Genomic DNA, 14,836 nt, shown 5'->3' with positions numbered 1-14,836 from the left:
GATGCAGATGGTGACCCTGCCCCACGCGACGTCGCGCCAGCGTATCGCTCAGGCCTTCGATCGCGGCGCGAGCGAATACCTCACCCTGGCACGCGCCCAGCATGTCATGGCCAGCCGATTGTTCGAGACCTTGCCGACTACGCTTCCGGATGCTGCGGTGGTGCTGGATCTGGGGTGCGGCCCCGGCCAGTGGACACGCGAGCTGGCGTGCCATTACCCCACCGCACGTTGCCTGGGGCTGGATCTGTCGATGGCCATGCTCAGAGAGGCCTCGAGATCCCCCGACACGCCGCCTCGGCACATGACACCAGGCAACGCGCAACCTCCTATCCACTGGTTGCGCGGCGATGCCGAGCGCCTGCCAGTGGCCGACAACAGTCTGGACCTGGTGTTCTCGAGCCTGGCAGTGCAATGGTGCCCCACCCCCCGCCACTGGCTGGGGGAGCTTGCGCGTGCACTGAAGCCGGGTGGCAGGGCGCACATCAATACGCTCGGACCAGGCACATTGGCAGAGATCCGCCATGCCTGGCAGCGACAGGATGACTCGGTCCGACACTTTCCCTCCCGAGAGCAGCTGATCGACTGGGCACGGCGCACTGGCCTCAAGGTGCATTGCCAGACACATCGTCATGTCTTCCATTATCCTGACGTCTCGGCCGTCATGCGCTCCATCAAGGGAATAGGCGCCCAGACAGCGAGCGGGTATCGCCTGACACGTGCGGATCTGGCCCAGGCGACCGCCCGACACGAGGCGCTTCGCACATCGCAAGGATTGCCTGTAAGCTATCAAGTCATTGAACTTGTCATGGAAAAATCAGTCACAGACTGATAGACATCAACGCGAACACTTTGCAGAAAGATAACGAAATGCCATCAGCGCACTTGAGCAATAACAGCCAGCCTTCCGCCTGCCATGCCATCCCCCACGGCATCGCGGCCTTCGTGACCGGCACCGACACGGAAATCGGCAAGACCTTCATCGCAAGCGCCTTGCTGGCTCGTGCCCGCATGCGGGGCCTGAGCACTCTCGGGCTCAAGCCCGTGGCGTCAGATTGTTTCGAGAGTCACGACGGGCTGGTCAATGCCGATGCCCTGTCGCTGCAGGCACAGTGCGAGCCGCCCGCGGATTACGAGAGCATCAATCCCTGGCGATTCGCTCCGGCCATCGCGCCGCATATCGCTGCACGCCAGGCAGGTGTGAGTCTCGAAGTGGCCAGGATCTCTCGACACATTCGTCACCAGCGCGAGACGGCCCCGCGTGACCTGACCTTGATCGAGGGAGCAGGCGGCTGGCGCGTTCCGCTCAATGACGAGGAAGATTTCTCGGATCTGGCCATCGCCTTGGGGCTACCGGTGATCCTGGTGGTAGGCCTGAGACTCGGGTGCATCAATCATGCACGTTTGACCCTGGAAGCCATCGAGCGCGATGGGCTTGAGGTGGCAGGCTATGTCATCAACCATCTGGAAGCCGACATGGAAGTCAGTGAAGACAACATGGCGACGTTGTCGCGCACGCTGAAAGCGCCCTGTCTCGGCGTGGTGCCTTGGGTGCGTGATGATGACCTCACTGACAGCCGCCATGCGGCAGAACGCGCCGCGAGCTATCTGCAATTGCCCTGCGGACTCGAGTCACGCAGCCAACATGGCCACCATGACTGACAAGCCGTCGCTGTGGCCTCCCTCAAGGGATAATTGGCCACAAGCGATTGACTTGAAAGGCATCGCAGGTAAAATGCACGCCAGCTTCTCGCGGAAGTGGTGGAATTGGTAGACACGCCAGATTTAGGTTCTGGTGCCGCAAGGTGTGGGGGTTCGAGTCCCCCCTTCCGCACCATCAGCACATCCTGCTGATGCCCTCTCGAAGCATCCTCTCTGTCTTTACTGATCTATCCCCTGCTCCATCAGTCCGCTGTCCACATGATGCGACTTGCTGTGTGATGCGACTTGCTGTGTGATGCGACCTTTCATGGGATACGACTTTCCATGTGCTTCTCACGCGTATCGCGATCTCTCGTAGTGGCTTGCCGCACGCTGCATTCCCATGGCGTCGGGCTTGTGTACTCCGTCATTTCCCCTTGCCGTTCTCGCTAGCCGTTTCCCCCTGGCTTCTCCCTCTGTCGTCACACTCCAGTCGTTTCCCTGTCGGATTCAGCGCCCCCTTTCAGCGCCCCCTTTCAGCGTCCAACCGCTTGCATCGAGGAAACGACATCCTCTCTGTTCTTGTCTGGCTCAACGAGGCCTCAGCCTGTCCTGCAGCGTCGCCAGCGTCAGGCGCGCATCGTCCAGAAGTGCCTGTTGCTCATGACGATCATGATGCGCCTCACCGGCCGCTGCCAGTTGCAGATTCAGATACTCGACACCGCTGGTGAAGCGATAGAACGCCTTGTGCGAGGCCACGGCACGGAATGCCTCGAGCTGATCTCCGGGCACCTCAAGCGGTCTGCCGGCGATGACCTCGGGCTCAGCCTCGCGAAGTGTCGCAAGCAGTGGCCTCACGGCAGCATTCCACTCGTGACGACGCGGTAGATGGCGTGCAAGCAAGAATCCGACGAGGCCGCCAAGCACTATCCCACCAAGGCCCCACAGCAGTTCACTTGTCATGTTGGTGTCTCGGTGCATCCATCAGTGATCCAGCATCCTGGTAATAAAGCATGAGTCCTTCTGATACTAACGCGCTAGTGCGCACGGAGTGTAGCGCCTTGACGGAATCCTCCATTCCCGACATCCGTCATGGGACCTTCGTCCTACAAGATCGGCCTGCTGCAGCGGACGATCACGCCATCAGCGCCAGGCGTTCAGGGACCGGCTCAGCGAGCCTGCCCGCGACTCACTGCGCCCGCCCTCCCCACAGAATCAGCGCACTGCCCAGCAGGCAGACCAGCGAGCCGAGCAGATCCCAGCGACCCGGCACCTGTTGCTCCACCAGCCAGAGCCAGAGCAGCGAGGTGACGATATATACCCCACCATAGATGGCAAAGGCTCGCCCCGCCTGATCGACATCCACCAGCGACAGCAGCCAGGCAAACGCACCGAGGCTCATCATGCCCGGGATCAGCCACAAAGGGCTGCGATCCAGTTTCCACCACGCCCAGAAGGCGAAACAGCCGGCAATTTCCGCCAGTGCCGCCAAGGGATAGATCCATACGATTGCCATGACGATATCCTTGCAGGGAAAGATGACAGCGCCTCATCACCTGTCGTGATCAGACGACTCCCCTGTACGAGAAAAAGCGAATAGGATTGACCTGCGGCTGACAGGAACCTCGGGGCCACCCGGACGCCAACCGCTTCCCACGAAAACAATGCCAGGATTGGCGACGTCTTGCGGCGCAGCATAGCGCGACGCGACGTGATGACAAGGAACCTGCAGATGACTCGGCCACGTCTGATCATCAACCGTCTGGATGCGGATCGCATTCAGCGCCTGATCGATAGCCAGCAGCATGATGACGAGCTGGCAACCCGCCTGGAAAGCCGCCTGATTCAGGCGGAGATCGTGCCACCGGATGACTTCCCGAACAATCACGTCAGCATGCGCAGTCATCTGCGCCTCACCGGCTCTCGCTCTGGCCATCATGAACTGATGCTGCGTTATCCAGACCCCGCAAGCGAGGAGTGCATTCCGTTCGCCTTCGGCTCCACCGCGCCTTCCCTTCAGCCGGCCATAGCCCCGCTATGCATCATGTCCCCCCTGGGGATCGCCCTGCTGGGACTGGCTGTCGGCGAGCAGATCACCCTGCCCTGCGAGGATGGCCTGAGCGACATCATCCGTGTCGATGCCATCCTGCATCAGCCAGAGGCCTGTGGTCAGTTCCACCTCTGAATTCGCCGCCAGCGCTGTCGCCTTCTCGCCCGCGCTGGCGCGGCAGACCCCAGACCGGCCAGGCTGACAGCCGCCCTGTGCCCTGCCGGCCGACACGATACGCTATGATGAAAGTCAGCAGGGTTGCCGGACCTTGCTGCATCACGCCAATGCTCTCTGACCTCCCCACGCCACCTATCCCGCTGCGCACGCGCCAGCCGGGCACTCATCATGTCTGTCAGGAGATCTTCACATGGGCATCTCATCGCACTCGCACATGGGTCTTGGCGCTCAGGCGCGCCTCAAGGAATCGCTGGCCCACTACTCGGCCAGCCATCGGCACCCCGACAATATTCGTCTGCATCTCATCTGTGTACCGCTCATCTTCACCGCGACGCTGATCCTTGTCTGGCGGCTGCTGGGGGGCCAGGGGATGTCCAGCGAACCCGGCGCGGGACTGTGGATGCTGCCCGGCGGCCTGCTGACCCTCGCTGCGCTCGGGTTCTATGCCCGACTCTCGTGGCGCGCATCGCTGGTGATGCTGGTCTGGAGCCTGATCAGTCTTGCCGCGATGTTCGCGATGCTTGGCCTACGCTGGCCAGTGGTCCCGTTGATGGTGGCAATCTTCCTGCTTGCCTGGGTCGGTCAGATCATCGGCCACCGTCTCGAGGGGCGAAAACCCGCATTTCTCGATGACCTGCGCCAGCTTCTCATAGGCCCGCTGTTCGTACTTGTCGAACTGTTTCCCGACCTGCGTGACTGGCTTCTCGCATCCAAATCCTCCTCTGACGACGCCTGAGTCCGCCCTCTGCCATGCAAAGGTCTGCAATGCAAAGGCCTGAAACGCAAACGCCTGAAAGCAACGCCCAGCGATCCGGAAGGATCGCTGGGCGTTTGCGTTTCAGAGTGTCACGAATGAGCCGTAGTCCGAATCATCGCATGGCCCGCCGTACCGGCACGGCTCACTGCGCCGGATCGAAATCCTCGAGACGGAAGGCCATCAGCGGTGCAGCACCTGCCGCGATCTGGGCTTCCAGCGCGACGGCGCGCGGCAAGACCCGCTGGACGAAGTAGTTGCCCATGGCCAGCTTGCGACGGTAGAAATCCTCCCCGCTGGCACCCGATGTCGCCAATCCCTGTACCGCGGCACGCGCCATGCGCAACCACAGATAGCTGTAGACACACAGCCCGGCCAGGTCGAGGAAATCGCAGGCCGCCGCCCCCAACTCCTCGGGATTGTCATCCGCGCGGGCCAGCAACTGCTCGGCGACACGCTCCAGACGCGCCAGTTCCTGCTGGCAGGCCTTGGCGAACGGCCGGGTCCGCTCGTCGTCATCCTGTCCCTCAAGCTCGGCCCTGACCTGCTCGGCAAAGCGTGCCACGTACGCCCCGCGATTGCGGTAGAGCTTGCGTCCGACCAGATCCATCGCCTGGATCCCATTGGTGCCTTCGTAGATCATCGCGATGCGGGCATCGCGCACGTACTGCTCGGCACCCCACTCCACACAATAACCATTGCCGCCATAGAGCTGTTGCGCCATGACGGTGGCATCGAAGCCACGATCCGTCAGCAGCGCCTTGGCGATCGGCGTCAGGAATTGCACCAGTGCATCCGCATCAGCCTTCACCGCTTCATCGGCGTGATACTTGACGCGATCCAGCTGCTGACCGACGAAGACGGCAAAGGCCCGCCCGGACTCATTCCAGACACGGGTTTCCAGCGCCATGCGGCGAACATCAGGGTGAACCAGAATCGGATCAGCCGGCTTGTCTGGTGCCTGTGCGCCCGTCGGTGCGCGGCTCTGCAGACGTTCAGCAGCGAAATCCATCGCACTCTGATAGGCCACTTCCCCCAGTCCCAGCCCTTGCAGGCCGATGGAGAGGCGCTCGTAGTTCATCATGGTGAACATCGCCGCCAGCCCCTGGTGCGGCTCGCCGATCAACACCCCTTCGGCACCATCGAAGTTCATCACGCAGGTCGCGCTGCCCTTGATGCCCATCTTGTGCTCGATGGACCCACAGCTGACCGCATTCGATGCCGCGGGCTGTCCCTCGGCATCGAGCAGTTGCCTGGAGACCAGAAACAGCGAGATGCCGCGGGTGCCGGAAGGCGCATCCGGCAGCTTGGCCAGCACCAGATGCACGATGTTGTCGACCATGTCGTGCTCGCCACCGGTGATCCAGATCTTGGTGCCGGTAATGCGATAACGTGGCAGCCCCAGCAGTGGGTCATCACCCTCGAGGGGCTCGGCACGAGTGCGGATCATGCCCAGGTCCGTCCCGCAGTGAGGCTCGGTCAGACACATGGTGCCCAGCCAGTCGCCGGCATACATGCGCGGCAGAAAGACCCGCTTGACGGATTCAGGGGCATGACTGTCCATCGCCAGACAGGCCCCGGCATTCAGTGCCGGGTAGAGCGCGAAGCTGGTATTGGTGGCGTAGAGCATTTCCTCGAAGGCCACGGTGAGCATCTTTGGCATTCCCTGACCGCCGTATTCAGGGTTGCCACCCAACCCCATCCAGCCACCCTCGGCGAGCACCCGATAGGCTTCCTTGAAGCCCTTGGGCGTGGTGACACGCCCCTCTTCGAAGCGCGCGCCCTCGGCATCACCACTCAGGTTCAGCGGCAGCAGCTCTGCCTGGGTCACGCGCGCGCCTTCCTCGAGTATCGCCTCGGCCAGTTCCGCATTCACCTCGGAAGTGGCCTCCATGGTCGCCCATTCCTGCTCGGCCGCGAATACCTCGTTGAGCACGAAACGTGCATCCTTGAGCGGTGCCTGATACTTGGCCATGTGACTCTCCTTGCAGGTCTCTTCCGACGACGTCTTGCAACGGCGTGGTTCGTGATGGCGTGCTGTCGGCCGCGAGCCTTCCGTCGTGACACTGCGCCGCTGGAGCGCTGACAGGGTCCGACCCGCGATTCAAACGATTGCTTGAAACAATAGGCGCAATCGCTGTCTGCGTCATCTCGACCTTGGCCCAAGGCGTACCGCGCGACGCTCGCTGCGAGCCACGAGACCTCATGACGCAAGACGCCGCCCCGGCAGGAACCGGGGCGGCGTCTTGAGTACTTGATTACTTGAATGCTCGAAGCCTCACCTCTCTCAGGCAGTGTTCACCTGGGCCAGCGGCGTCGGGTGCTTGCCATCTTCCCAGCCAAGGCTGCTGTCGGCCGTCGGCGAGAACCACTTGAGGGAATCATGCAGGCTGACGACATCCCCGACGATGATCAACGTCGGCGGCTTGAGCCCCTGCCCCGCCACCTGTGCCGGCATCTCCGCCAGAGTCGCCACATGCACGCGCTGACGCGCGGTAGTGCCCTGCTCCACCAGAGCGATCGGCGTGCTGGCCGCCAGACCATGGTGGATCAGCTGCTCGCAGATCAGCGCCAGACTGCCCAGCCCCATGTAGAACACCAGGGTCTGGGCGGGGCGTGCCAGCGCCTCCCAGTCCAGGTCACAGCTGCCATCCTTGAGGTGCCCGGTGACGAAACGCACCGACTGGGCATGATCGCGGTGGGTCAGCGGAATCCCGGCGTAGGCGGCGCAACCGGAGGCCGCGGTGATACCTGGCACCACCTCGAAACTGATCGCGGCATCCGCCAGCGTCTCGAGTTCCTCACCACCACGCCCGAAGATGAAGGCATCGCCTCCCTTGAGGCGCACGACGCGATGGCCAGCGCGCGCATAGTCCACCAGTGCCTGATTGATGCCTTCCTGGGGCACGCTGTGGTCACTGCGCGCCTTGCCGACATACAGCCGGCGGGCTTCAGGCCTGGCCAGTGCCAGAATCTCGTGACTCACCAGCCGGTCATGGATGATCACGTCGGCCTGCTGCAGATGACGCAATGCCTTGAGGGTCAGAAGCTCCGGGTCGCCGGGGCCGGCGCTGACCAGCGCCACCTGACCATGCGTGCCGGTGAAGCGATCCTCCTCCTTCACCGGCAACACCGCCTCGCCCGCGACCAGCCGGGGCGGAAGACGCACGCTGGAGTCCGCCGGATGACGCGGCGCAAACACCATGACATGCTGCTCACGCGCGTGGCGCAGGATACCGCGGTCCCGGCCCTCGCTGCCCGTGACGACCAGCCACAGCTGGCCGGGTGCAGGCACCGGCAACAGCGTATCGGCCACTTCCCAACCCTCTTGACCGCACAGTCTCTCCAGCGCCGGCATTCGGGCATCGCCGTAGACACACAGATCCGCCCCCAGGCCGGCAAAGCGCTCGGCCAGCGCCAGCGCCTCCTGGCCACCGCCGATCAGGCACAGCTGGAGTCGTGAAGGATCACAAGAGAGATTGAGAAATTCCATGGGCATATCCACAAACGGGGCGAGGCTGGGTAGCAGCCTTCGATGAACGGCATTTTAGAGCATAAGAAACACTCTCTAAAATAACCAATAAGCATAACGACCCCGAAGGCACGTTGTAGCAGAGCCGCAGACGAAAAACCCCCGCTTCCGGCAGGAAGCGGGGGTTCGGGGCGCGAGCGGAGCTGCGCGGCGGGCCTCAGACGTTGAGGGTGTCCACACCGCCCATGTAGCTGCGCAGCGCCTGCGGCACGCTGATGGAACCATCCGCATTCTGATGGTTCTCGAGCACCGCGACCAGACAACGTCCCACCGCCAGGCCGGAGCCATTCAGTGTGTGTACCAGCTGCGGCTTCTTCTGTCCTTCGACACGGGCGCGTGCCTGCATGCGACGTGCCTGGAAGTCTTCGCAGTTGGAGATGGAGGAAATCTCGCGATAGGTATTCTGGCTCGGCAGCCAGACTTCCAGGTCATAGGTCTTGGCCGCCGCGAAGCCCATGTCGCCGGTGCACAGCGTCACGGCACGGTACGGCAGCTCCAGCGCCTGCAGGATGGCCTCGGCATGGCCGCGCATCTCTTCCAGCGCGTCATAGCTCTTGTCCGCCTCGACCACCTGCACCATCTCGACCTTGTCGAACTGGTGCTGGCGAATCATGCCGCGGGTATCGCGACCATAGGCACCCGCCTCGCTGCGGAAGCACGGCGTATGCGCGGTGAACTTGAGCGGCAGATCGCTGGCGTCGAGAATCTCGTCGCGCACCATGTTGGTCAGCGGCACTTCGGCGGTCGGGATCAGGAAGAATTCGCGATCGTCATTGAGCTTGAACAGGTCTTCCTCGAACTTGGGCAGCTGGCTGGTGCCCATCAAGGAATCACGGTTGACGATGTAGGGCACGTAGAACTCTTCGTAACCGTGCTCGAGGGTCTGCTTGTCGAGCATGAACTGCACCAGCGCACGATGCAGGCGTGCGATGGAGCCGTGCATGATGGCAAAGCGTGAACCGGTGATCTTGGCGGCGAGCTCGAAGTTGAGCTGCCCCTTGAGTTCCCCGAGGTCAACGTGATCACGCACCTCGAAATCGAACTCACGCGGGGTGCCCCAGCGATGCAGCTCGACATTGTCATTCTCGTCGGCGCCTTCCGGCACGTCCGCGTTGGGCAGGTTCGGGATGCTGGCGGCCATGGCCTCCGCCTTGCTCTGCAGCTCGGAGAGCTCTTTCTTGGCGGCGTCGAGGCGCTCGCCCAGATCACTGACTTCCGCCAGCAGCGGTGCGATATCTTCACCGCGAGCCTTGGCATTGCCGATGGACTTGGAGCGAGTGTTGCGCTCGTTCTGCAGCGATTCGGTCTCGATCTGCAGATCACGGCGACGCGCTTCCAGGGCGGCGAAGGCCTCGGTATCCAGCTGATAGCCACGACGTGCGAGGCGCTCGGCGGTCGCGTCAAGATCGGCGCGCAGAAGTTTCGGGTCCAGCATGTGGGAAGGCTCTCTCGTCAGTTCACTCAGGCCGCATCGCGGCACGGTAAGGTCATGCGCACTAGTCTACCTCAGCCACGCCCCGCTTCGCAGCCGCCGCAATGCCGAGGCAGCCACCCGGGGGCAGGCCGTCGCTCACAGCAGGGCGCGGGCGAGCTTCATGCCGAGCGCCACCATGCCCAGACAGGCCACCACGCTCACCGCGACGTAGATCAGCCCTGCCAGCATGCGGCCGCTGATCATCAGATTGAGCGCTTCGAGGGCGAAGGTGGAAAAGGTGGTGAAGGCGCCGGTGAAGCCGGCCACCATGATCGCCTGCCAGACAGGCGCAAGCTTGAGCTCCTGGGTCACCCAGATGAACAGGAAGCCCATCAGGCAGCTGCCGAGGAGATTGACCCCGAGCGTCCCCCAGGGGAACCCTCGACCCGCCGTTCCCGTGATCCAGCCACTGACCAGATAACGTCCAAGAGCGCCGATGGCGCCGCCCGCTGCTACTGCCAACCAGGTTCCCATGTCTCGCATCTGCCTCATGTCATGAGCCGCCAACGGCTCGTCCAGCTGTCGAAATACAAAACCATGCCTCAGGTACGCAGCCGCACCTGAGGCATGTCATTGACTGCCAGTGTAAGAAAATCGCGGAACGCGGGGAACTCGGGTCACGGGAAAGACGGGTTCAGCAAAGCATGACTCGCCGCCCGTGATGACCGACGGACATGGAATCAGTTCAGCTCGCTTCTCAGCCCATCCAGCACTTGCTGCCACCGATGGTGGGCACCGTCCTTGCCGCCCAGTTGCTCAAGCCCGCGTGCCGTCCAGGTGCCGGGCGTGCCGATGCGCGAGGCAAGCTCGCCCGGCGGGGTATCGGGGTGGGCTTCCATCAGGGCAAGGGCATCACGCATCTGGGTCATCAACAACTGGCGGGCCTGCGGCCCGGTGATGCCGGGGACAGTCTGGAACCAGTCAAGCAGCGCCTGCTGCTGGGCCAGCTGCCAGGCATTCACGCAGACTGCCAGCATGCTGGCCTCGAAGGCGGCCTCTTCCTCGAAGGCAATCACCTGCCGGACTGCCGGACTGAGCAGGTCCCGCGTGAGGGGGTCTTCCGGATAGAGCGTGAGCGCGCTCTGCCCCTCGGACACCGCCAGCCCCGTCATCACGCGCACCACCCTGGCCGGCGCGAACCAGCGCTGCAGGTTGGCGAGTGAGACACCGGCCGCCATCACCATCAGATGATGGTCCTTGCTCAGAGCGCGGCTTTCACGCAGTTCCATGGCCAGCGCTTCCAGCTGCTGCGGTCGGACCCCGACCAGCACGCAGAGGCTGGCTTCGCACACCGCGACGTTGCTGGCGTGGCGGACGGCACCGAAACGCCAGCCCAGGCGGTGGCTGCGAACATCATTGCGCGGCGAGAGGTGGAACTCCAGATCATGCCGCGAGCGCCCATCGCGCAGGCAGCCTCGCGCCAGCGCGACCAGAAGAGACTCCGCCAGTTCTCCCACGCCCAGCACCCCCAATCGCGTAGGAGGCTGACGGGATTCGCGATGGCAGGTGGAGGTCGAGGGATAGGATGACGATGCCATGGAACGGCTCCTGCTGAGAGAAAGGAAACGAGCAAACCACAAGGGTGTCGGTCGATGGTGCCTCTGCCGATATCCTGCATCGGTAGCTCCTTCACGGCAGAGGATGCGGCAAGGGGGATTGCCTCGAGAAGCTCCCGCATGAAGGGGCGTGCCACAACGAGACGTGGCGGGAACTTCCCGGCGATCTAGCCCCTTTCTAGCGTAGTCAGTCCTGACTCGGATGACCGGATTATCCTGACGGAACAGCGCAGGATGCCCCTTGAGGCTGGGGCCACGCCTTCAGCTCAGGTAAGCTTAGGCACATCGGCCCACGTGGCCTGCCTGACGCGACTCACTGCCCGAGCGAGATCATGACCGAACGCCTGCTGGATACGCCTGCCCCCGTCGATGCCCTCTACCTGGACTTCCTGGCCGCCCTGCGCGATGCAGGCTTTGCCGGTGACATCAGTCCGGACTACGCCAACCGTACCGTGTTGTCGACTGACAACTCACTGTATCAGGTACTGCCTCAGGCCGTGGTCTATCCACGTCATGCCGAGGACATCCAGTGCATCGCGCGGCTGTCCAACGACCCCCGCTTCGCGGCGGTCACCCTGGCACCACGTGGCGGCGGTACCGGCACCAATGGCCAGTCACTCAATGATGGTGTGCTGGTGGATGTGTCGCGCCACATGAACCGCATTCTCGAGATCGATGTCGAGAAGCGTCGCGTACGGGTCGAGGCCGGGGTGGTGAAGGATCAGCTCAATGCCGCGCTCAAGCCGCATGGTCTGTTCTTCGCCCCGGAACTCTCGACCTCCAATCGTGCCACCATCGGCGGCATGATCAATACCGATGCGTCCGGCCAGGGGAGCTGTGAATACGGCAAGACTCGTGACCACGTGATCAAGCTCGACAGCGTGCTGCTGGATGGCACGCGACTGGCGAGCCATGCCATCGACGATGCCGAGCTCGAGGCACTGTGTGCGCGTGAGGATCGCGTCGGTGAGATCTACCGCACCGCGCGCGCCATCGCCGATGAGCGTGCCGAGGAAATCGCCGACATCTTCCCGCCGCTCAATCGCTGCCTGACCGGCTACGACCTCGCCCACCTGCGCGAGGCCGATGGGCGCTTCAACCTCAACAGTCTGCTATGCGGCGCCGAGGGCACGCTGGGCTTCGTGGTCGAGGCCGAGTTGAATGCCCTGCCCATCGCGCCCTGCTCGACGCTGATCAACCTGCGCTACGCGAGCTTCATGGACGCGCTGCGCGACGCCAAGACGCTGATGGCGGTCGAGGGCAACCGTCCGACTTCCATCGAGACGGTGGATGACACCGTGCTCAACCTGGCCATGCAGGATTTCGTGTGGGACAGCGTCGAGGAATTCTTCCCGGCCAGTGCCGAAGGCACCCCGGCCATCGGCGGCATCAACCTGATTGAATTCAATGCCGACAGCGAAGCGGCACTGGACGCCAAGGTGGCCGCCTTCAGCGAGCATCTGGCCAGTGACACCAGCGTCGAGCGCCTCGGCTTCACCGAGGCGCGTGGGCGTGCGCAGATCAGTCGCGTCTATGGCATGCGCAAGCGCTCGGTGGGCTTGCTGGGCAATGTCGAGGGGGAAGCCCGTCCGCTGCCCTTCGTCGAGGACACGGCCGTTCCGCCGGAGCATCTGGCGGACTACATCGCCGAATTCCGCGCCGCTCTCGATGCCCGCGGCCTGCGTTATGGCATGTTCGGGCATGTCGATGCCGGCGTGCTGCACGTACGCCCGGCACTCGACATGAAGGACCCCGCCCAGCAGGCGATGATTCGCGAGATCTCCGACGAGGTCGCCGCCCTCACCCACAAGTACGGTGGCCTGCTGTGGGGCGAACACGGCAAGGGCGTGCGCTCGGAATATGCCCCCCGCTTCTTCGGCAGCCTCTATGGGGCGCTGCAGGACGTGAAGGCGGCCTTCGATCCACGCAATCAGCTCAACCCGGGCAAGATCACCTCGCCCCGCCTGTCAGTGACGCTGGTCGACGACGCTGGCGCCAGCGAAGGTGAGAGCGACAAGCGTGATCACGCTGACAGCGCCGTCGAGGCCTTCGACCCCCGCTTGATGCGCATCGATGACGTGACCATGCGCGGCGATCTCGATCGTCAGATCGATGAGCGCGTGTGGCAGGAATACGCCAGCGCCGTCTACTGCAACGGCAACGGTGCCTGCTACAACTACGACCCCAACGACGCCATGTGCCCGTCCTGGAAGGCGACGCGTCAGCGCATCCATTCGCCCAAGGGACGCGCCAGCCTGATGCGTGAATGGCTGCGCCTGGAAGGCAATGCCGGACGGGACGTGATCGCCGAGGCGCAGGCCGCCCGGACGCCGGGCCTCAAGGGGGCCGGCCTGTGGCTGGCGCGTCTGCCGGCGCGTATCGGCGCTTCGCTGAAGGCACGTCGTGGTGGACAGACGCAGACTGGCGCTCAGGAGGCCGGCTTCGATCAGCAGGTCTATCAGGCGATGGCCGGCTGTCTGGCGTGCAAGTCCTGCGCGGGCCAGTGTCCGATCAAGGTCAACGTGCCGGATTTCCGCAGCCGCTTCCTCGAGGTCTATCACCATCGCTATCAGCGTCCGCTGCGCGATTACCTGATCGGCAGCCTCGAGTTCGTGCTGCCGTGGGCCGAGCGCGTCACGCCGCTCTACAACGGCCTGCTGTCCAATCGGCTGGTCAGTCGTCTGCTGGAAGGCCCGATCGGCATGGTCGATGCCCCACGCCTGTCGCGCGCCAGTCTGCGCAGACAGCTCAAGAGCTGGGGCGTCTCGGAGGCGACCCCGACCCAGCTCGGCCGCCTGACCGAGTCCCAGAAGGCCAGAAGCGTGATCCTGGTGCAGGACGCCTTCACCAGCCACTTCGAGGCCCAGCTGGTGATGGACATCATCGAGCTGCTGTCACGACTCGACATTCGGGTGTTCGTCGCGCCCTTCGCCCCCAATGGCAAGCCGCTGCAGGTACAGGGCTTCACCGGCGCCTTCCAGCGCACCGCGCGCGCCCAGGCCAAGCGTCTCAAGGCGATCGCCGATTTCGGCGTGCCGCTGGTCGGCATCGACCCGGCGATGACCCTGACCTATCGTCAGGAGTATGTGAAGACCCTCGGCCCGGACGCCGTGCCGGATGTCCTGCTGCTTCAGGAGTGGCTGATCAGCCTGCGCAAGCTGCTGCCGGTGGGTGTCACCAAGACGGTGCTGGGCAAGATGGACCCGGGCCTGACACTCCTGAGCCACTGTACCGAGAGCACCAATGCGCCGGGGTCCGCCAAGGCCTGGCAGCAGGTATATGCCGCCTTTGGTCTCAGCCTCGAGACACTCTCCACCGGCTGCTGCGGCATGTCCGGCACCTATGGTCACGAAGCGCGCAATCTCGAGACCTCACGTGCCATCTATGAGCTGTCGTGGAAGGCGGTGGTCGAGGACGAGGCCAATCAGGGCAAGCTGGTGGCCAGTGGTTATTCCTGTCGCAGCCAGAGCAAACGCTTCTCCGAACGTCAGCTGCCGCATCCCCTCCAGGCGCTGCTGCCACTGGTGCGTCGCGCGCAGTGACAGCCAGGGGGCCCAGTGGCCGTGCAGGAGGAATGACATGAGGGGAGCGCGATAAGGCAACGCGACGTTGCATACCACGGAATCAATCGCTAGTCTGCGCCCTTCCGGCCAGC

General features: G+C 63.5%; 12 protein-coding genes and 1 tRNA gene. 6 read left to right on the top strand and 7 right to left on the bottom strand.

From position 1 onward, the window contains the following. Nucleotide 1 precedes the first annotated feature (1 nt). From AC26AR_RS03950 to AC26AR_RS03940, 3 genes are all read left to right on the top strand, one after another. Nucleotides 2-829, top strand: coding sequence for a methyltransferase domain-containing protein (locus AC26AR_RS03950; RefSeq protein ID WP_488107581.1), 828 nt, complete (start codon nt 2-4; stop codon nt 827-829). A gap of 38 nt (nt 830-867) precedes the next feature. Next, nucleotides 868-1,659: a dethiobiotin synthase gene (gene bioD / locus AC26AR_RS03945; RefSeq protein ID WP_488107580.1), complete on the top strand. Its 792-nt coding sequence runs from the start codon at nt 868-870 to the stop codon at nt 1,657-1,659. Between the two features lie 90 nt (nt 1,660-1,749). Next, nucleotides 1,750-1,834 (top strand) — tRNA-Leu (locus AC26AR_RS03940). Between the two features lie 395 nt (nt 1,835-2,229). Here the strand turns inward: AC26AR_RS03940 and AC26AR_RS03935 are convergent. Together AC26AR_RS03935 and AC26AR_RS03930 are read right to left on the bottom strand one after the other, a co-directional pair. After that, the gene (locus tag AC26AR_RS03935; protein WP_136938304.1) at nt 2,230-2,496 is read right to left on the bottom strand and encodes a hypothetical protein; all 267 of its coding nucleotides are present in this window, start codon (nt 2,494-2,496) and stop codon (nt 2,230-2,232) included. A 331-nt stretch (nt 2,497-2,827) separates the two neighbouring features. Further along, nucleotides 2,828-3,154 carry a YnfA family protein gene (locus tag AC26AR_RS03930; RefSeq protein WP_077371819.1) on the bottom strand — a complete coding sequence of 109 codons (327 nt, stop codon included), beginning with the start codon at nt 3,152-3,154 and terminating at the stop codon, nt 2,828-2,830. A 216-nt stretch (nt 3,155-3,370) separates the two neighbouring features. On the opposite strand from AC26AR_RS03930, the gene AC26AR_RS03925 reads away from it, so the two are divergent. Continuing rightward, the gene (locus tag AC26AR_RS03925) at nt 3,371-3,823 is read left to right on the top strand and encodes a GreA/GreB family elongation factor (RefSeq protein ID WP_077371816.1); all 453 of its coding nucleotides are present in this window, start codon (nt 3,371-3,373) and stop codon (nt 3,821-3,823) included. Nucleotides 3,824-4,055: 232 nt separating this feature from the next. Next, the gene (locus AC26AR_RS03920; protein WP_205632710.1) at nt 4,056-4,601 is read left to right on the top strand and encodes an Mpo1 family 2-hydroxy fatty acid dioxygenase; all 546 of its coding nucleotides are present in this window, start codon (nt 4,056-4,058) and stop codon (nt 4,599-4,601) included. A gap of 163 nt (nt 4,602-4,764) precedes the next feature. Here AC26AR_RS03920 and AC26AR_RS03915 read toward each other — a convergent pair whose 3' ends face one another. The 5 genes from AC26AR_RS03915 to AC26AR_RS03895 form a co-directional block, all read right to left on the bottom strand. Continuing rightward, nucleotides 4,765-6,594, bottom strand: coding sequence for an acyl-CoA dehydrogenase C-terminal domain-containing protein (locus AC26AR_RS03915; protein ID WP_176492914.1), 1,830 nt, complete (start codon nt 6,592-6,594; stop codon nt 4,765-4,767). 312 nt (nt 6,595-6,906) lie between these two features. Continuing rightward, nucleotides 6,907-7,704, bottom strand: coding sequence for a uroporphyrinogen-III C-methyltransferase (gene cobA, locus AC26AR_RS03910; RefSeq protein WP_488107882.1), 798 nt, complete (start codon nt 7,702-7,704; stop codon nt 6,907-6,909). A 604-nt stretch (nt 7,705-8,308) separates the two neighbouring features. Further along, nucleotides 8,309-9,586 carry a serine--tRNA ligase gene (gene serS, locus AC26AR_RS03905; protein WP_077371807.1) on the bottom strand — a complete coding sequence of 426 codons (1,278 nt, stop codon included), beginning with the start codon at nt 9,584-9,586 and terminating at the stop codon, nt 8,309-8,311. Between the two features lie 135 nt (nt 9,587-9,721). Continuing rightward, nucleotides 9,722-10,108, bottom strand: coding sequence for a fluoride efflux transporter CrcB (crcB, locus tag AC26AR_RS03900; RefSeq protein WP_289862823.1), 387 nt, complete (start codon nt 10,106-10,108; stop codon nt 9,722-9,724). Between the two features lie 197 nt (nt 10,109-10,305). Continuing rightward, on the bottom strand, nt 10,306-11,163 hold the full coding sequence (locus tag AC26AR_RS03895; protein WP_077371804.1) for a pyrroline-5-carboxylate reductase family protein: 858 nt from the start codon (nt 11,161-11,163) through the stop codon (nt 10,306-10,308). A gap of 350 nt (nt 11,164-11,513) precedes the next feature. On the opposite strand from AC26AR_RS03895, the gene AC26AR_RS03890 reads away from it, so the two are divergent. Further along, the gene (locus AC26AR_RS03890) at nt 11,514-14,723 is read left to right on the top strand and encodes an FAD-binding and (Fe-S)-binding domain-containing protein (RefSeq protein ID WP_488107579.1); all 3,210 of its coding nucleotides are present in this window, start codon (nt 11,514-11,516) and stop codon (nt 14,721-14,723) included. Nucleotides 14,724-14,836: the final 113 nt, after the last annotated feature.

The sequence above is a fragment of the Cobetia sp. PS-4MA genome (assembly GCF_057670765.1).
The sequence above is the reverse complement of the archived record's forward strand: the minus strand, read 5'-3'. Positions and strand labels throughout refer to the sequence as shown.